At 60.2% G+C, this 18,291-nt stretch carries 16 protein-coding genes; 9 read left to right on the top strand and 7 right to left on the bottom strand.

Annotated features, from left to right (window positions below; translation table 11 throughout):
• Positions 1–128: 128 nt before the first annotated feature.
• From AB7M25_RS03950 to AB7M25_RS03935, 4 genes are all read right to left on the bottom strand, one after another.
• Positions 129–413 (bottom strand): YceK/YidQ family lipoprotein, encoded by a 285-nt coding sequence (locus AB7M25_RS03950; protein WP_218480234.1) that lies wholly within the window; start codon positions 411–413, stop codon positions 129–131.
• On the bottom strand, positions 406–1,038 hold the full coding sequence (gene ubiX / locus AB7M25_RS03945) for a flavin prenyltransferase UbiX (protein WP_150715983.1): 633 nt from the start codon (positions 1,036–1,038) through the stop codon (positions 406–408). The genes AB7M25_RS03950 and ubiX overlap by 8 nt, the downstream gene beginning before the upstream one ends.
• A complete protein-coding gene (gene mpl / locus AB7M25_RS03940; protein ID WP_429560929.1) occupies positions 1,035–2,384 on the bottom strand; it encodes a UDP-N-acetylmuramate:L-alanyl-gamma-D-glutamyl-meso-diaminopimelate ligase in 1,350 nt (449 codons plus the stop codon). Before mpl ends, ubiX begins: the two co-directional genes overlap by 4 nt.
• 186 nt (positions 2,385–2,570) lie before the next feature.
• The gene (locus AB7M25_RS03935) at positions 2,571–4,487 is read right to left on the bottom strand and encodes a sigma-54-dependent Fis family transcriptional regulator (protein WP_429383922.1); all 1,917 of its coding nucleotides are present in this window, start codon (positions 4,485–4,487) and stop codon (positions 2,571–2,573) included.
• A 326-nt stretch (positions 4,488–4,813) separates the two neighbouring features.
• Between AB7M25_RS03935 and exaC the strand changes: the two genes are divergently transcribed.
• The 9 genes from exaC to AB7M25_RS03890 all read left to right on the top strand — a co-directional run bounded on the left by exaC (position 4,814) and on the right by AB7M25_RS03890 (position 14,246).
• The gene (exaC, locus tag AB7M25_RS03930) at positions 4,814–6,334 is read left to right on the top strand and encodes an acetaldehyde dehydrogenase ExaC (protein ID WP_429383923.1); all 1,521 of its coding nucleotides are present in this window, start codon (positions 4,814–4,816) and stop codon (positions 6,332–6,334) included.
• A 219-nt stretch (positions 6,335–6,553) separates the two neighbouring features.
• A complete protein-coding gene (gene eat / locus AB7M25_RS03925) occupies positions 6,554–7,927 on the top strand; it encodes an ethanolamine permease (RefSeq protein ID WP_102702057.1) in 1,374 nt (457 codons plus the stop codon).
• 191 nt (positions 7,928–8,118) lie between these two features.
• Positions 8,119–9,513, top strand: coding sequence for an ethanolamine ammonia-lyase subunit EutB (locus tag AB7M25_RS03920; protein WP_429383925.1), 1,395 nt, complete (start codon positions 8,119–8,121; stop codon positions 9,511–9,513).
• A complete protein-coding gene (eutC, locus tag AB7M25_RS03915) occupies positions 9,510–10,346 on the top strand; it encodes an ethanolamine ammonia-lyase subunit EutC (protein WP_429383927.1) in 837 nt (278 codons plus the stop codon). Before AB7M25_RS03920 ends, eutC begins: the two co-directional genes overlap by 4 nt.
• Positions 10,347–10,460: 114 nt before the next feature.
• Complete coding sequence (locus AB7M25_RS03910) at positions 10,461–10,922, top strand: GNAT family N-acetyltransferase (RefSeq protein ID WP_429383929.1); 462 nt, start codon at positions 10,461–10,463, stop codon at positions 10,920–10,922.
• A 234-nt stretch (positions 10,923–11,156) separates the two neighbouring features.
• Positions 11,157–11,813 (top strand): DedA family protein, encoded by a 657-nt coding sequence (locus AB7M25_RS03905; protein ID WP_095965734.1) that lies wholly within the window; start codon positions 11,157–11,159, stop codon positions 11,811–11,813.
• Between the two features lie 4 nt (positions 11,814–11,817).
• On the top strand, positions 11,818–12,630 hold the full coding sequence (locus tag AB7M25_RS03900; protein WP_102702054.1) for a M90 family metallopeptidase: 813 nt from the start codon (positions 11,818–11,820) through the stop codon (positions 12,628–12,630).
• A gap of 113 nt (positions 12,631–12,743) precedes the next feature.
• Entirely contained in the window at positions 12,744–13,271 is a 528-nt protein-coding gene (gene ppa / locus AB7M25_RS03895) for an inorganic diphosphatase (protein ID WP_007894323.1), read from the top strand.
• 228 nt (positions 13,272–13,499) lie between these two features.
• Complete coding sequence (locus AB7M25_RS03890; protein ID WP_429518483.1) at positions 13,500–14,246, top strand: LexA family transcriptional regulator; 747 nt, start codon at positions 13,500–13,502, stop codon at positions 14,244–14,246.
• Positions 14,247–14,551: 305 nt separating this feature from the next.
• Here AB7M25_RS03890 and AB7M25_RS03885 read toward each other — a convergent pair whose 3' ends face one another.
• From AB7M25_RS03885 to AB7M25_RS03875, 3 genes are all read right to left on the bottom strand, one after another.
• Positions 14,552–15,565: a PDDEXK nuclease domain-containing protein gene (locus AB7M25_RS03885; protein ID WP_454236992.1), complete on the bottom strand. Its 1,014-nt coding sequence runs from the start codon at positions 15,563–15,565 to the stop codon at positions 14,552–14,554.
• A gap of 299 nt (positions 15,566–15,864) precedes the next feature.
• A complete protein-coding gene (locus AB7M25_RS03880) occupies positions 15,865–16,677 on the bottom strand; it encodes a YfaP family protein (RefSeq protein WP_007970187.1) in 813 nt (270 codons plus the stop codon).
• Between the two features lie 3 nt (positions 16,678–16,680).
• Positions 16,681–18,258 (bottom strand): DUF2300 domain-containing protein, encoded by a 1,578-nt coding sequence (locus AB7M25_RS03875; RefSeq protein WP_454238332.1) that lies wholly within the window; start codon positions 18,256–18,258, stop codon positions 16,681–16,683.
• Between the last annotated feature and the right edge of the window lie 33 nt (positions 18,259–18,291).

Genomic DNA, 18,291 nt, shown 5'->3' with positions numbered 1-18,291 from the left:
CCCGTTCGACTGCGTAGCAGTCGTAAATATGGAACTCGCGGTGTATCAGAAAAATGGAGATGGCCGGTTTTGGGGCTGCTCCGCAGCCCAACGAGGGCAAGCTCCCTCGCCACAAAAGCGCGCTACACCTACAACCCACCCGTTGCCTGAAAACTCACCCCGATCACCGTCAACACCGACAACGGCAACAGCAGTGTGTCGAGCAACGCACTGGCCGGCAGATCAACGCCCGGATAGCTCGGCGCTTGCGCGCCGAAACGGTCCATCGCGCAACAACCGCCATTCATCGCATACAAATCCAGCCGCGTCCCGGCGTACACCACCGGCGCCCCCGGCTTGGCCGCATCGAGGGTGCGCACCGTGGCGCACCCAGCCAATTGCAGCGCCAGCACCATCACCAGCAGCTTATTCATCGCTGGTCAGATGATGCTCGCCCCAACGCGGCAGCATGTCCTGAGGAATATTCAGCAGGTTAAGGATCCGTGCCACGACGAAATCGATCAGGTCGTCGATGGTTTGTGGCTGATGATAAAAGCCCGGTGATGCCGGCAGGATTGTCACGCCCATGTTCGACAACTTGAGCATGTGCTCCAGGTGAATGCTCGAATACGGCGCCTCGCGAGGCACAAGAATCAGTTGGCGACGCTCTTTGAGCGTCACATCGGCGGCACGCTCGATCAGGTTGTTGCAAGCACCGCTAGCGATCGCCGACAACGTGCCAGTGGAGCACGGCACCACCACCATCGCCGCTGGCGCGCCGGAACCCGAGGCCACCGGCGACATCCAGTCCTCCCTGCCGTACACCCGAATCTGCCCGGCGGCGGCCCCCGTGTATTCGGTGAGAAACGCCTGCATCATCTGCGGTTTGGACGGCAGCGTGACGTCAGTTTCGGTCGCCATCACCAACTGCGCGGCCCTGGAAATCAGGAAGTGCACTTCACGATCTTCCCGCACCAGGCAGTCGAGCAGACGTAAACCGTACTGAGCGCCTGAAGCGCCGGTCATCGCCAGGGTGATGCGCTCCGGGCCGTTGTTCATTTGAGTGCCTCAGCCAACTTGCCGTGAAGGCCGCCAAAGCCGCCGTTGCTCATGATGACCACGTGGGTGCCGGGTTGGGCCTGGCTCTTCACACGATCGATGATGCCCTCAAGGGAATCGCTGACAATCGACGGCACCGTGCACAGTGCCGCGGTGCCCGCCAGGTCCCAGCCGAGGTTGGCGGGTGCGTACCAGATCACCTGATCGGCATCGACCACGCTTTCCGGCAATCCGTCACGGTGCGCGCCAAGTTTCATGGAGTTGGAACGTGGCTCGATGATCGCGATCAACGGTGCATCACCTATGCGTTTGCGCAGGCCATCCAGCGTAGTGGCGATGGCGGTCGGGTGGTGAGCGAAGTCGTCATAAATGGTGATGCCACGGACTTCCGCGACTTTCTCCATCCGGCGTTTCACACTCTTGAATGCGCTCAATGCGGCAATGCCCATGGACGGCACCACGCCGACGTGGCGTGCAGCGGCCAAGGTGGCCAATGCATTGGCGACGTTGTGCTGGCCGGTCATGTCCCATTCGACCACACCCTGGGCGATGCCTTCGAACATCACTTCGAACTTCGAACCATCTTCACTGAGCAGTTTGACCTGCCACTGACCACCGGCACCGGTAGTTTGCACCGGGGTCCAGCAACCCATTTCAATGACTCGCTGCAAGGCTGGCTCAGTGGTCGGATGAATCACAAGACCTTCGCTGGGGATGGTCCGCACCAGGTGATGGAACTGCCGCTCGATGGCCGGCAGATCCGGGAAGATGTCCGCGTGATCGAACTCAAGGTTGTTCAGGATTGCCGTGCGCGGGCGGTAATGTACGAACTTGGAGCGCTTGTCGAAGAACGCACTGTCGTACTCGTCGGCTTCGATGACGAAGAAGGGTGTATCACCCAGGCGCGCCGACACCGAGAAGTTTTGCGGTACGCCGCCGATCAGGAAGCCCGGGGCCATGCCTGCATGCTCCAGCACCCAGGCCAGCATGCTGCTGGTGGTGGTCTTGCCGTGCGTACCGGCAACGGCCAGCACCCAACGACCCTGCAGCACGTGATCCGCCAGCCATTGCGGGCCGGACACGTACGGCAGGCCTTTGTTCAGCACGTACTCCACCGCCGGGTTGCCCCGGGACATGGCGTTGCCGATCACCACCAGATCAGGGGCCGGATCGAGTTGCGCCGGGTCATAGCCTTGTGTCAGCTCGATGCCCTGGGCTTGCAGCTGAGTGCTCATCGGCGGATAGACGTTGGCATCGGAGCCCGTCACGTGATGGCCCAGTTCTTTGGCCAGAACCGCCATTGACCCCATGAAAGTGCCGCAGATACCAAGAATATGAATGTGCATAGTCGACCTCGTAAAACTTGGTCGCAGGTTAGCTTAGGGAGGGGAAAATCGCACCTGATGTTTCAGAGTTGAGGACGCCGCCCGGAGCAAGCCCGCTCCCACATTGGTTTTATAGTGAACACAAATTTGTGAACACCTCCGGGCAAATGTGGGAGCGGGCTTGCTCGCGAATGGCCGCGACACGGCTTACCGGGCGATACCGTGTTTACGCAGCTTCCGGTAGAGGGTATTTCGACTGACCCCCAACTGCTCCGCCGTATGCGTCATATGCCAGCGCGTCTGCTCCAGCGCACTGAGTAACGCCAGCCGCTCGGCATCCTCCAGCGGATGCTCCGATGGTACCTCGACAGCCTGCGCCATCGCCGGCCTGGCCGAACGAATCATGGCCGGCAAATCTTCCAGACCGATCCGTCCGTCCTCACACAGGGCTGCCAGCGTACGCAGCACATTTCGCAGCTGGCGTACGTTGCCTGGCCAGGCAAATCCCAACAAAGCCTCGCGTGCAGCCCCGTCAATCAACACCGCTTCTCCGTGCGCCTCTTCGGCCAGTAAAAAGTCGAGCAACTGCGATTTATCACTGCGATCGCGCAAAGCCGGCAGCGCGACTTCCAGCCCGTTGAGGCGGTAATACAAATCCTCGCGGAAGCTGCCGTCCTGCACGCGATCCAGCAAATTACGGTGGGTGGCGCTGATGATCCGCACGTTTACCGCTTCCGGCTCGCCACCGATCGGCACCACCTGCCGGTCCTCCAGCACCCTCAGCAATCGCGTCTGCAGGGCCAGTGGCATGTCACCGATTTCATCGAGGAACAAGGTCCCACCGTCGGCCTGTTGCAACTTGCCACGCATGCCTTCCTTGCGTGCGCCGGTGAAGCTGCCGCCACGGTAACCGAACAGCTCGCTTTCGATCAGGCTCTCGGGAATGGCCGCACAATTGAGGGCGACGAAGGCTTTTTCCGCCCGCTGGCTGGCGTGGTGCACCGCTTTGGCGAAGGCCTCCTTGCCGGACCCGGTTTCGCCGTTGATCAGCAGCGGCACGTCGCGCTCGTACACGCGCAAGGCCTTGCGAAAGTCCGCCTGCAAGGTCACATCATCCAGGCAAATTCCCGACAGGCGCGGTGCCGGTACAGCCTTGGGAGCAGGCTCCATCGGAGTCGGCAGCGACCGCCGCGCCTCGCCGCGCAATACCGCGAACAACCTGCGACCATCACGGGTACGCAATGGCCAACTGGCTGCGGCATTGATACTCGCCCGCCCCAGCAACTCATCGAGCGAGCAATCGAAAAACGCTTCCACCGGTTTACCCAGCAATCCGCCGCGAATGTGTCCCAGCAGGTTCAGCGCACTCTGATTGACCGCGCAGATGCGCCCTTCTCCGTCGAACGCCAGCAACCCTTCACTGAACAAACCGACGGACTCGGCCTGCAAGTGAAAACGCAGCAGCCATTGGTTGTCGAAGCAGCGCAGGAAGTAGCAGCTCTCGATCATCTTCGCCGACAGATTGACCAGCGCCATGGTATGGAACTGACTTTGCCGCGACACGTCGCGCCGCGCCGACGACACGTCGAGCACCGCCAGCAATTCGCCATGGGGATCGAAGACCGGGCTCGCCGAGCAGGTCAGGCCGGTGTGGCGGCCACGAAAGTGTTCGTCCTGATGGATGGTCAGCGACTGACGCTCCACCAGGCAGGTGCCGATGCCGTTTGTGCCTTCGCAGGCCTCGCTCCAGTCGGCACCGAGCCAGAGCCCGGCACGCTCGAAAATCTGTCGTTCGGCAGGCGCGGTGACGCAATTGAGGATCACGCCGCGAGCGTCGGTCAGCAGCACTGCATGGCCGGCACCGGAGAGTTGCTGGTGCAGGCTGGTCATTTCATTGCCAGCGATGTGCAGCACTTGCTGCAAGCGTTCGCGGCTTTCGAGGACACGACCGTGTTCCAGCACCGTCGGTGCGATGCTCAGGGCCGGGTCGAGGTGATAGTCCTCAAGGCAGCGCAGCCAGGAGCGGGCAATGGACGGATCGCTGCCAGGGCCATGCAGGTGGGCCTTGCCCTGAGTGACGGTCAGAACCTGCTGGGCATGGCGACTCAAATGGTTGTCGTGCATTTCTTATTATTCTCCCCCCGAAAGGTTTACACGCTCCCTGTAGGAGCTGCCGCAGCGTCAGTCCTTATGATTGCCCGAGCATCCTCCAGCCGGGCCTGCATTGCAATGCCTGCAAGACTACCCGGTCACAGGCTGTGCCAGAAGCGATACAAAGTGTCACGCCAGCTGTACCGAAAGCGTCACAGGCGCACTCCATCCGTCCGACAAAAAATGCGCAAGGCCTTGATTTGCCTGAGCTGCAACGCACTGGCCCGCCCCTTGCTCTACGCTTATAGCAAGCGCACATGCGCGACTCCCTATAAGCACAAAAGCAAGGAGAGACCACCATGCGTTACGCTCACCCCGGTACTGAAGGCGCTATCGTTTCGTTCAAAGCCAAATACGGTAACTACATCGGCGGCGAGTTCGTCGCGCCTGTCAAAGGTCAGTACTTCACCAATACCTCGCCAGTGAATGGCCAACCGATTGCCGAATTCCCCCGCTCCACGGCCGAAGACATCGACAAGGCCCTGGACGCTGCCCACGCCGCTGCCGATGCCTGGGGCGCCACGTCCGCCCAGGCGCGCTCGCTGGTGCTGCTGAAAATCGCCGACCGCATCGAACAAAACCTGGAACTGCTGGCAATCACCGAATCCTGGGACAACGGCAAGGCCGTGCGCGAAACCCTCAACGCCGACATCCCGCTGGCCGCCGACCATTTCCGCTACTTCGCCGGCTGCATCCGCGCCCAGGAAGGCAGCGCTGCCGAAATCGACGGCAACACCGTGGCCTATCACATCCATGAACCCCTCGGCGTGGTCGGCCAGATCATTCCGTGGAACTTCCCGATCCTGATGGCCGCCTGGAAACTCGCCCCGGCCCTGGCTGCCGGTAACTGCGTGGTGCTCAAGCCTGCCGAACAAACCCCGCTGGGCATCACCGTGCTGGCCGAACTGATCGGCGACCTGCTGCCACCGGGCGTGCTGAACATCGTGCAAGGCTTCGGTAAAGAAGCCGGCGAAGCCCTGGCCACTAGCAAACGCATCGCCAAGATCGCCTTCACCGGCTCGACCCCGGTCGGCTCGCACATCATGAAATGCGCGGCGGAAAACATCATTCCGTCCACCGTGGAGCTGGGCGGCAAGTCGCCGAACATCTTCTTCGAAGACATCATGAAGGCCGAACCGTCCTTCATCGAGAAAGCCGCCGAAGGCCTGGTGCTGGCGTTCTTCAACCAGGGCGAAGTCTGCACCTGCCCGTCCCGTGCGCTGGTGCAAGAGTCGATCTACGACGAGTTCATGGCCGTCGTGATGAAGAAAGTCCTGCAAATCAAACGCGGCGACCCGCTGGACACCGACACCATGGTCGGCGCCCAGGCGTCCGAGCAGCAATTCGACAAGATCCTGTCGTACCTGGAAATCGCCAAGGGCGAAGGGGCCGAACTGTTGACCGGCGGCAAGGTGGAAAAACTCGAGGGCAACCTGGCGAGCGGCTATTACATCCAGCCGACGCTGCTCAAGGGCACCAACAAGATGCGCGTGTTCCAGGAAGAAATCTTTGGCCCGGTGGTGAGCATCACCACCTTCAAGGACGAAGCCGAAGCCCTGGCGATTGCCAACGACACCGAGTTCGGCCTCGGTGCCGGCCTCTGGACCCGCGACATCAACCGCGCCTACCGCATGGGCCGGGCGATCAAGGCCGGTCGGGTGTGGACCAATTGCTACCACCTGTACCCGGCGCACGCCGCGTTCGGTGGGTACAAGAAGTCCGGCGTCGGCCGTGAAACCCACAAGATGATGCTCGATCACTATCAGCAGACCAAAAACCTGCTGGTGAGCTACGACATCAATCCGTTGGGCTTCTTCTAACCCCTCTTGAAATGAGGTGAATCCATCGCTGGCAAGCCAGCTCCTACAGACCGCGTAAATCTGTAGGAGCCGGCTTGCCGGCGATGGCATCCGAAACAACACAACACCCAAGGCCTGGCCGCTCTGGCACGGGCTTTGCGTACCCGTCATTCAGCGTTTCACCCAACCCGTCACACCCGAAAGTCCAAAAGATCGAACAATAAAAAATAGAGAGGACTTATGACTACTTCTTCCACACAGCTCAAACCCACACTCGGCACCCTGCATCTATGGGGTATTGCCGTCGGCCTGGTGATCTCCGGCGAGTACTTCGGCTGGAGTTACGGCTGGGGCACCGCAGGCACCTTGGGTTTTCTCGTCACCGCCTTGATGGTGGCGACGATGTACACCTGCTTCATTTTCAGCTTCACCGAACTGACGACAGCGATTCCCCACGCTGGCGGGCCATTTGCCTATAGTCGCCGGGCCTTTGGTGAGAAAGGCGGGTTGATCGCCGGCATCGCCACCCTGATCGAATTCGTCTTTGCCCCACCGGCCATCGCCATGGCCATCGGCGCCTACCTCAACGTGCAATACCCGGAACTGGACCCGAAGATCGCCGCCGTTGGCGCCTATTTCGTGTTCATGGGCCTCAATATCCTCGGCGTCAGCATCGCGGCCACCTTTGAACTCGTGGTCACCGTGCTGGCTGTCGCTGAACTGCTGGTGTTCATGGGCGTGGTCGCCCCGGGATTCAGTTTCAGCAACTTCGTACTTAACGGCTGGTCGGGTGCCAATGAGTTCACGATGGGCTCGATTCCTGGCATTTTCGCCGCCATTCCCTTCGCGATCTGGTTCTTTCTTGCTATCGAAGGCGCAGCCATGGCCGCGGAGGAAGCCAAGGATCCGAAACGCACCATCCCCAAGGCCTACGTCAGCGGCATTCTGACCCTGGTGTTCCTGGCCATCGGCGTGATGGTGATGGCGGGCGGTGTCGGCGACTGGCGCCAACTGTCGAACATCAACGATCCGCTGCCCCAGGCGATGAAGGCCGTGGTCGGCAATAATTCGACCTGGATGCACATGCTGGTGTGGATCGGCCTGTTCGGCCTGGTGGCGAGTTTCCACGGGATCATTCTTGGCTATTCACGCCAGTTCTTCGCCTTGGCTCGCGCTGGCTACTTACCCAAAGGCCTGGCCAAACTCTCGCGCTTCCAGACGCCGCACCGGGCCATTCTGGCCGGTGGCGTGATCGGCATTGCGGCCATCTACAGCGATGGCCTGGTCAACCTGCAAGGCATGAGCCTGACGGCAGCGATGATCACCATGTCGGTATTCGGCGCCATCGTGATGTACATCATCAGTATGCTGAGCCTGTTCAGACTGCGTAAAACCGAGCCGAACCTGGAACGCACCTTCCGTGCACCCGGCTATCCAATCGTACCGGGGATCGCCCTGTTCCTGGCAGTGGTGTGCCTGGTGGCGATGGCGTGGTTCAACACCTTGATCGGCCTGATCTTCCTCGGGTTCATGATCGCCGGTTACCTGTACTTCCAGTTGACCGCCCGGCAGCGCTCCGAAGCACCAGCGGACGCTATGCTCGAAGGTATATGACATGCACCGGTGCCGGGCCCGCTGCCCGGCGCCTGCATTATTGAAGTGCACGCAGTTCCCCTGTGGGAGCGGTCTTGCTCGCGAAGGCGTCGTGTCAGTCGGCGTCTACTTTAAATGACACACCACATTCGCGAGCAAGCCCGCTCCCACAGGAAGAGCAGATTGCAGCAATTATTGGAGGACACCGCCCCATGGCCACATTCGCCCATACCGTCGGCGCCCAGACTTACCGCTTCGACAGCCTCAAGGAAGTGATGGCCAAGGCCAGCCCGGCCCGCTCCGGAGATTTTCTGGCCGGCGTCGCCGCGCTCAACGATGGCGAGCGGGTGGCCGCACAGATGGCTTTGGCCGACACTCCGCTAAGCCACTTTCTGCAGGAAGCACTGATCCCCTACGAATCCGATGAAGTGACGCGCCTGATCATCGACACCCACGACAAACAAGCCTTCGCGATCGTCAGCCACCTCACCGTCGGCGGTTTTCGCGACTGGCTGCTCAGTGATGCCGCCGATGAACAGGTCCTGCGCGCCCTGGCACCCGGCCTGACACCGGAAATGGCCGCCGCCGTATCAAAGATCATGCGTGTGCAGGATCTGGTGCTGGTGGCGCAAAAAATCCGCGTGGTCACCCAGTTTCGCGGCACCCTGGGCCTGCGCGGGCGCCTGTCCACGCGCCTGCAACCCAACCACCCCACCGACGAACCGGCCGGCATCGCCGCGAGCATTCTCGACGGCCTGCTGCACGGCAATGGCGACGCGATGATCGGCATCAACCCGGCCACCGACAGCATCGCCTCGATTTGCGCGATGCTGGAGATGCTCGACGCAATCATCCAGCGCTACGAAATCCCGACCCAGGCTTGTGTGCTGACCCATGTCACCACGTCGATCGAAGCGGTCAATCGCGGCGTCCCATTGGATCTGGTATTCCAGTCGATCGCCGGCACCGAAGCGGCCAATGCCAGTTTCGGCATCAACCTGAGTGTGTTGAAGGAAGGCCATGACGCCGGATTGAGTCTGAATCGCGGCACCCTGGGCCAGAACCTGATGTACTTCGAAACCGGTCAGGGCAGCGCTCTGTCGGCCAACGCTCACCATGGCGTCGATCAACAAACCTGCGAAACCCGCGCCTATGCCGTCGCCCGTCACTTCAACCCGTTTCTGGTCAACACCGTTGTCGGCTTTATCGGCCCGGAATACCTGTACAACGGCAAACAGATCATCCGCGCCGGCCTGGAGGACCACTTCTGCGGCAAATTGCTCGGTGTGCCCATGGGTTGCGACATCTGCTACACCAACCATGCCGAAGCTGACCAGGACGATATGGACACCCTGCTGACCCTGCTGGGTGTCGCCGGGATCAACTTCATCATGGGTATCCCGGGTTCCGACGACATCATGCTCAACTACCAGACCACCTCGTTCCACGATGCGCTCTACGCCAGGCAGACCCTGGGATTGAAGCCCGCGCCGGAGTTCGAGCAATGGCTGGCGAAAATGGGCATCTTCACTCAATCGGACGGCAGGATTCTCTTCGGTGACAGCCTGCCGCCGGCCTTTCGGCAGGCCTTGGCGCAATTGGGATGAGCAATGACATGGATAAACTACCCTTCGATCCCCACAACCCATGGCTGGAACTGCGACGCCTGACACCGGCGCGAATTGCCCTGGGCCGGACCGGCACCAGCATTCCCACCCGCGCGCAACTGGACTTCCAGTACGCCCACGCCCAGGCACGGGATGCGGTGCACTTGCCGTTCGATCACGCGGCACTCAACTCACAACTGGCCGAACGCGGACACCAAAGCCTTTTGCTGCACAGTGCAGCGATCGACCGCAACAGTTACCTGCAACGCCCGGATCTGGGCCGAAAGCTGAGTGACGCGTCGGCAAAGACCCTGCGTGACTACGCTGCTGCGCATCCTGGTGGGGTCGATCTGGTGATTGTGATCGCCGACGGCCTGTCGGCACTGGCCGTTCATCGCCATAGCCTGCCCTTTCTGGCACGCCTCGAAGAACAGATTGCAGCTGAAGCCTGGACTGTTGCGCCGGTGATATTGGTGGAACAGGGGCGTGTGGCGGTCGCTGACGAAATCGGTGAGCTGCTGGGTGCGAAAATGACCGTCATCCTCATCGGCGAACGCCCTGGCCTCAGTTCCCCGGACAGCCTGGGTTTATATTTCACCTACAATCCCAAGGTCGGCCTTACCGATGCCTACCGCAATTGCATCTCCAACGTGCGGCTCGAGGGCCTGAGTTACGGCATGGCGGCACACCGTTTGCTGTACTTGATGCGCGAAGCCTGCCGGCGGCAGTTGTCAGGGGTCAATCTGAAGGATGAAGCCCAGGTCCAGACACTGGAATCGGACGCGGGAGCCGACATGAAAGATAATTTCCTGCTTGGGCCGCCGAATGCCTGAACCGCTTCCACATTGCACATTCGTACCCGTTTCAGGCAGGATCGTTGCGCGGCCGCCAAGGGTTTCCCATCGCCGTCAGAGACGTAAGACAGCCACTTGAAGACGAGACCTACCATGCGGATTATTCAAGCGACCCTCGAACACCTGGACATGTTGACCCCGTTGTTCGTCAGATATCGCGAGTTTTATGGCTCCCTGCCGTATCCGGACTCGTCCCGGGCGTTCCTCGAAAAACGCCTGCGTCGCAAGGAGTCGGTGATCTACCTCGCGCTGTCCGATGACGACAGCCACAAGCTGATGGGCTTCTGTCAGCTGTACCCGAGCTTCTCCTCGCTGTCACTCAAGCGTGTGTGGATCCTCAACGACATCTATGTCGCCGAGGACGCCCGCCGCCAGCTGGTGGCCGACAACCTGATCCGTACCGCGAAAAAAATGGCCAAGGAAACCAATGCCGTACGCATGCGCGTTTCCACCAGCAGCAACAACGAAATCGCGCAGAAAACCTACGAGTCCATCGGATTCAAGGTAGACACCGAATTCAAGAACTATGTGCTGCCGATCAGCGACGAACTCTGAATCACCTGCACCCTGCTTGCGATGGCATCGCGAGCAGGCTCGCTCCGACGTGTTCGTTATCAAACATCAGCCCTGTCATGACATTCCCCGCTACAATCTCGACGCGATTTTCACCACTCGCCTCGTATAATCCCGATATTCCCGGCTTGTAAGAAAAACTACCCCTATCCGTAGTCTTACGCGAAGTCATCCGCACAGGCCTGCAGAGTCGGGCCAATACCACAGGTGCTATCCATGGATTTCAACCCGATCGACATTGTCCTGCATCTCGACGTCTACCTCGACATGCTTGTAGCCAACTACGGGGCATGGATCTACGCCATTCTATTCATGGTTATCTTTTGTGAAACCGGCCTGGTGGTCATGCCCTTCCTGCCGGGCGATTCCCTGCTGTTCATCGCCGGCGCCGTGGCGGCCGGTGGCGGCATGGACCCGGTATTGCTCGGCGGCCTGCTGATGCTGGCGGCGATTCTGGGCGACAGCACCAACTACATCATCGGACGAACGGCGGGTGAAAAACTGTTCAGCAATCCGAACTCGAAGATCTTCCGACGCGACTACCTGCAACAAACCCACGATTTCTACGACAAGCATGGCGGGAAAACCGTGACCCTGGCGCGCTTCCTGCCCATCATCCGGACCTTTGCACCGTTCGTCGCCGGTGTGGGGAAAATGCCCTATCCGCGCTTCTTTGCCTTCAGTGTGCTGGGCACCATCCTGTGGGTCGGTGGCCTGGTGACGCTCGGTTATTTCTTCGGCAACGTACCGTTCATCAAGAAGAACCTGTCGCTGCTGATTGTGGGCATCATCCTGCTGTCGCTGGTGCCGATGATCATCGGCATGGTGCGTAGCCGCCTTGCCGGTTCGAGCTCCAAAGCCGAATCGCGCTGACACGATGTGGTCCCTGAGCGCCTGGCGTCGCCGACGCACTCTGGCCAGGCACCCGATTGCCGATGACATGTGGCAACGGGTGCGCCATCACCTGAGCTTTCTCGATGGCATCAGTGCCGCCGAAGACCAATGGCTGCGCGAAGCCTGCGTGCTGTTCCTCGAAGACAAGCACCTGAGTGCCCTGCCCGGCGTCGAACTGCATCAGGAGCAACGCTTGCTGCTCGCTGCCCAGGCGCAACTGCCGCTGCTTCACCTCGGCGACCTGAACTGGTATCAGGGCTTCCACGAAATCATTCTCTACCCCGATGACTTCCTCAGCCCCCAGCGCCATCGCGACGCCAGCGGCGTCGAGCATGAATGGGACGGTGAGCACAGCGGTGAAGCCTGGCAGCAAGGCCCGATCATCCTCGCCTGGCCCGGCGTCATGGCCAGCGGAGGCTGGGAAGGCTACAACCTGGTGATCCACGAACTGGCGCACAAACTCGACATGCTCAACGGTGACGCCAACGGCCTGCCGCCACTGCATCCCGACATGCGGGTCAGCGACTGGGCCAAGGTCATGCAAGAGGCCTACGACGACCTCGACCGGCAACTGGAACGCAATCCCGACGCTGAAACCGCCATCGACCCGTACGCCGCCGAAAACCCTGCCGAGTTCTTCGCCGTCACCAGCGAATACTTCTTCAGCGCCCCGGATTTGCTGCACGAGGCTTATCCACAGGTGTACCAGCAGCTGAAGCTGTTCTATCGCCAGGACCCGCTGGCAAGGTTGAAGCAACTTCAGGCGCATGACCCTGTCTATCAGGCACACCAGTGAGCGCCATACGACTTCTGGTACATGGCGTCGACACAGGAATATGCCTATAATCGCCGCCACTTTTTGGTCAATCCGGCCAAGTGTTTCTGGTCAACTAACGGGGGCAACGCCCAATGAGCTACAGCAAGATTCCGGCTGGCAAAGACCTGCCGAACGACATCTACGTCGCGATCGAGATTCCGGCCAACCACGCGCCGATCAAATACGAAATCGACAAAGACAGCGATTGCCTGTTCGTTGACCGTTTCATGGCCACCCCAATGTTCTACCCGGCCAACTACGGTTACATCCCGAACACCCTGGCTGACGATGGTGATCCCCTCGACGTGCTGGTCGTGACCCCTTACCCGGTTGCTCCTGGTTCGGTGATCCGCGCTCGCCCGGTCGGCATCCTGAACATGACCGACGACGGCGGCGGCGATGCCAAAGTCATCGCAGTTCCGCACGACAAGCTGTCCCAGTTGTACGTCGACGTCAAGGAATACACCGACCTGCCAGCACTGCTGATCCAGCAGATCGAGCACTTCTTCGCGAACTACAAAGATCTCGAAAAAGGCAAATGGGTGAAGATCGAAGGCTGGGCCGGTGCAGACGCCGCCCGCGACGCGATCACCAAGTCGGTTGCAGCCTATAAAGGCTAAGAGCAGTCGCGAGCTTCCAGCGACAGGCTGCAAGAAAAACCCCGGTTTATCCGGGGTTTTTTGTGGGCGCTTGATAAGCGCGTTAAACATGACGTTTAACTTTGTTTGACCTTGGTTTTGTCTGTTTAAAATTCCCCAAGAGCGTCTTACATCCGGTCGTAAATTTCCCGCAAAATTTGAACGAGGCGTTTATTCAAACCCTTACCAGCCGCCAGTAGACTCGCGTTCATGAAAAAGAACACTAGCGGCCCACGCTTTAAAGCGCTCCTCGAAGCAGCGAACATCACGACCACCGGATTTGCCGATTTTCTGGATACGGCTCCGCAAAATGTACATAACTGGTACACCCGCGGCGTGCCTGCCCATTGCATGGAAGAAGTCGCCAGAAAACTCTCCGTCAGCAGCGACTGGCTGAAAACCGGCGAAGGCTCGAAAGACGCCCGGCACCTGCGCCTGATCGAGGAGCCCGGCAACACCTTCGACGCCCAGACCATCCGCGGTATCTATACGGTCATCGAGCCTGTCGACGTCGAACTGCCTTTCTACAAAGAAGCCGTCACCGCCCCGGGCTCCAACAAAACCCACGTCATAGAAGATCCCGAGCAATCCATCCGCTTGCCCCGCAGCCACCTCGACTCCCTCGAAATCAACCACGCCGATGCCATCTGCGCCCTCATGAGCGGCAACAGCATGGGTGAGAAAATTGAAGACGGTTCGACCCTGGCGATTGACCGTGGCCTGACCCAGATTATCGATGGCGAGATCTACGCCATCGAACATGATGGCATGCTGCGCATCAAGTACCTGCACCGACTGCCGGGCAACTCCCTGCGATTGCGCAGCCACAACCGCGCCGAGTACCCGGATGAAATCTTCCGGGCGGCACAAATCGAGGAACAGAACATCCGGGTACTGGGTTGGGTGTTCTGGTGGTCGACCCTGAACAAACGGCGGCCGGTGGTGCCGTTTCTCTAAACGCTCCACATCACCCATCGGCCACCCACCCAAATGGCCGAACGGCTCTGCACGGCACTTCCCGCTGGGAATTTCCGCCAAACCTGCGTATGCTGCGCCCCACATTTACGCATCGACCCGCCCTGCGGCTCAGATGCGCTGACCTGACAGATGACTTTCTCAGCAGGTCCCACAGCCGGACGCAAGATCCGGGTGTACGTTTTGAAGGCTGGCGCGGTTTACCAAAAATGATCCAAGCCAGTCCCCGAGAAGCCGGCCACAAGCCGGCTTTTTAATGCCTGAAAGAAAGTGACTCACAAAAAAAATCACTCAGCCCCTTCAGTATTCTGCGCATAAAACTCCTGCAGCTTGGCTTGCAACAGTTTCTTGTCTGGCAATTGAGTGCGGTACTCCGCAATCAAGGCTGGCGACAGTGAGCGGTTCAAGGCGTACTCGACGATTTCGTCCTCTTTGCTCGCGCACAGCAATACGCCGAGCGCCGGGTTTTCGTGTGGTTTGCGGACATTGCGGTCCAACGCTTCAAGATAAAAATCCATTTTCCCCAAGTATTCCGGCTCAAAGCGCCCGACCTTGAGTTCGATCGCCACCAGGCAGTTCAGCCCACGGTGGAAGAACAACAGATCCAGCGCAAAGTCCCGCCCGCCTACCTGCAACGGATATTGCGAACCCACAAAGCAGAAGTCCCTGCCCAGTTCGATCAGAAAATCCCTGAGCTTGTGCAGCAGGCCTCCATGCAAGTCCGTCTCTGCATGACCACGCTCCAGAGCCAGAAACTCGACCACGTAGGCGTCCTTGAACACGTCCAGGGCCTGGGGATGAATTTGTCGCAGCGGTGCTGAGACTTTTGCCGGGCTGACCACTGAACGTTCAAACAAAGCTGCCTTGAACTGCCGCTCCAGTTCGCGGCTCGACCACTTTTCCTGGATTGCCATGCGCAGGTAAAACTCGCGCTCCTCCGGGTGTTTGCTCTGGTTGAGGATGATCAGATTTTGAGTCCATGGTAATTGTCTCAGCAGTGCTGAGACTTTTACGTCATGCCTGTACGCCTCGAAAAATTGACGCATACGAAACAAGTTAGACCGGGTAAAGCCTCGCAATCCCGGCTGGGTGCGAGCGAGATGAGCGGCCAGTTGAGCCACCACCCCATCACCCCACTCCGCCGCTTCAATCTTGCGGCTGATGTAGGCCCCAACCTGCCAGTGCAGCTCTATCAGCTCGGTGTTGACAGCCTGCATGGCGCGTTGTCGAGCAGTCACAATCAGTTGGGTAATTTCACTGAAAACAGAATCGAGAGAGGTATTGCCAGGAAGATCATTCACGTCAGGGCATTTCCATGTCAGCGGGAGGGCCCTCTCAATTACTCCTGATACCGACGCAAGAACATTCACAGTATATTTCTGCATGAAACAACGCTAACAAGCATCCATCCCGCCCAGAGAACACTTGCCAAGCCAAAATGGCCGATGCTAAATCCACCCGATCCATAGACCGCTACCCTTAACCCGGAAGAGGCTCTGCCGGTCGGACTTCGCTTTCAAGCTCAACGATGAGGCTCTGTATGGCGCCAAGGATCACGGGCGCAATCGTGTGCAAACCCTGCGCAAGCTGCACCTCAACCTCACGGATAGCTGAACGACTTCACCAACGTCAACTCCCCCACCGCCCGCATCGGCACCAGGAAAGTCTCCATCTTCTCGCTCGGTGTGCCCTCCTCCGTAATCACCGTCACCTGCGCCGTGGTCAGCGCTTGTACCGCATCTTCCTGCCCCTCCTCATCACTGCTGTAGCCGCCACCGAAGTAGTTCACATACACCAGATACTGGCCCTTGATCGGTGCAGGCATGGCGAAGATTTCCGGACCGTAGCCGGTAGTGACGTCGACGTCGAGCGCTGCGCCGTTGGGGGCGATGCGGTCGCCGTACCAGATGTGCGCGCCGTCGGGAGTGATGAGGTGCAGGTCGAGGTCGGTGTTGTCACTGTCCCATGCCAGCAATACACGTAACTTGGCCGGGGTCGCACCGCCGCTGCTGTTGAGGAATTGCGTGCGGTGGCGTTGCTGGCCATCGGGGTTGCGAACTTCGACGCTGTTGCTGCCGTTGGGGAATGAGAACGGGCGATCGAAGCGGCCGGCCGGGTCGATTTTCAGCGGCATGCTCACCCCGTTGACGATCAGCCGGCCGGGCTCTGTGGATTTCGCTGTGGCTTTGATCTGGCCGCTGATGCGTGCGGTGTTGGCCTGCCCTGCCGGGGTGTTGACCGACGAGGCCGGGTAGTTGACGACCTGCCGGAAGCTTTCCCCCTCGCCCTCGGGCGCGCCGGTGCGCCAGCCGCCTGCGGGGGTGTCGAGTTTGACGCTGTCCGCCGCCATCACTGATGGCAACGCCAACAGCGAGCAGAGACACAGCAAGACCTGTGGATAACGGAGCTTCATGGTCTATTCCAGCAAGAGGTGACGGGCGAGCCCTTCGATGTAGGTTTCATCCTGGCCGTTGGGGTGTGCTTCGAAGGCCAGGTGCAGGTATTCGTGGGTCAGGTCGAGGCGGTCTTGCAGCGTCAGCACGCCACGCACGTAGATTCGCTGGCGTTCGCGGTCGACATAGGGGCGTCCGAAGGCCAGGCGGCATACGGCGAAAGTGCTGACTTCGTTGTAGCCGACCTCGCCTTCCAACCGCGCACGCCAGCCGCGCCGCTGTTTCTGCAGCCAGTCTTGCGCGGCAGGCAATGCTTCGCAGGACGCGACCGGGTTGTCCCAGCGACTGAGACTGGCGCGTGAGTAGGCGTGCAGCAGGATGGCGTCGTAGCGCTGGCCGGCACGGGCCTGTTCGACGGCTTGCTGCCAGGACAGCTTGTCCGGGCCGGGTTGATCGGAATGATAGGTGACGGTACTGCCGGCCAGGACCAGGTCGCTGGTCCACGCAGCGATGTCGCGGGACTCGGACGATGCCGGACGCGGCGCGACCCGCTGACGGCTGCTGCTGTCGTCGATGCTCAGGCAATCGCCGCTGCGTGTGGCGTTTTGCAGCAGGTACGTGCGGATGGCCACCGCGAGGGCTTTGGCGGCCTCGACCGGCTCGGCAGTGGCTTCGCGTTGGAGCACACGGGCGACGTACTCTTCGCGATCCAGCCGGGCGACGAGCTTGTCGTTCAGCAGAAAGAGTTCACCGTCACTGTGGACATCCAGCGCATTGCCGTTGGCGAACTCGATGCGGTAGTCCCCCTGTAACGCCCCTGAGGACACCACACTGCCCCCTGACAGCACGCGCCGAAGTGGATAGCGGGAGAACAGATCAACTTCTACACACTTCCCTGCATCCGCTGGCCAGGAAGCAGGTATCACCGTAGACAACGCCTGGGCGTAATCGCGCAGTACCCGCTGACTGGTGCCCCGCCCCCCGGCCCAGACCGGTGTGCCGTCCGCCGTCCAGCCGGCAAATCCGCCCTGGCGTGACGTGGCATCCTGATCCGCCAACCAGCTCCAGGTCTTCACGCGCAGGCGACTTCCAAGTTCGCCGACGACATGGCCATCGGCGGCATTGAGCACCACATCGAGCAACACACGTCGGGCTTGATCCTGCGCCGGCAGCACGGCCAACACCTTCAACAGTTCCGCCACCGAAACCCGGGTAGCCGGTTGCAACGAAGGCAAATCCAGCAGCCATTGCGGCGCCTGCCGTGCCTGCCAATAGGCTCGCCAGTCGGCCTCGCGGATGCCCAGTCGCGCGGGTTCGAAATACAGACCGCATGACTTCACCAACGCCTGATCGCGCTCGATCCTGCCACCCGCCGTGCAGCAATAGACTTCTTCCTTCGACTGGCCGCGACATTCATAAGCCGGCTCACGCGCACCGCTGTCCACCAGCCAAGCGTAGACGAACAACTTCCACACACTGCCCAACGGCGTCTGCAAGGTCTGCGGCAGTGGCTCGCGGGCGATCACCTGAGTTCGGCTCAACGACAATAAATCGCCCTTGAAGGCCAGGCGCAGCGGTTCGTCCTGTGCTGTCGCCAGCATAGGGATCAAACACAGCAGCCACCCCAGCAGCAA

Source organism: Pseudomonas sp. AP3_22 TE3818 (assembly GCF_053628995.1).
This window is presented reverse-complemented; position numbering and strand designations above follow the sequence as displayed.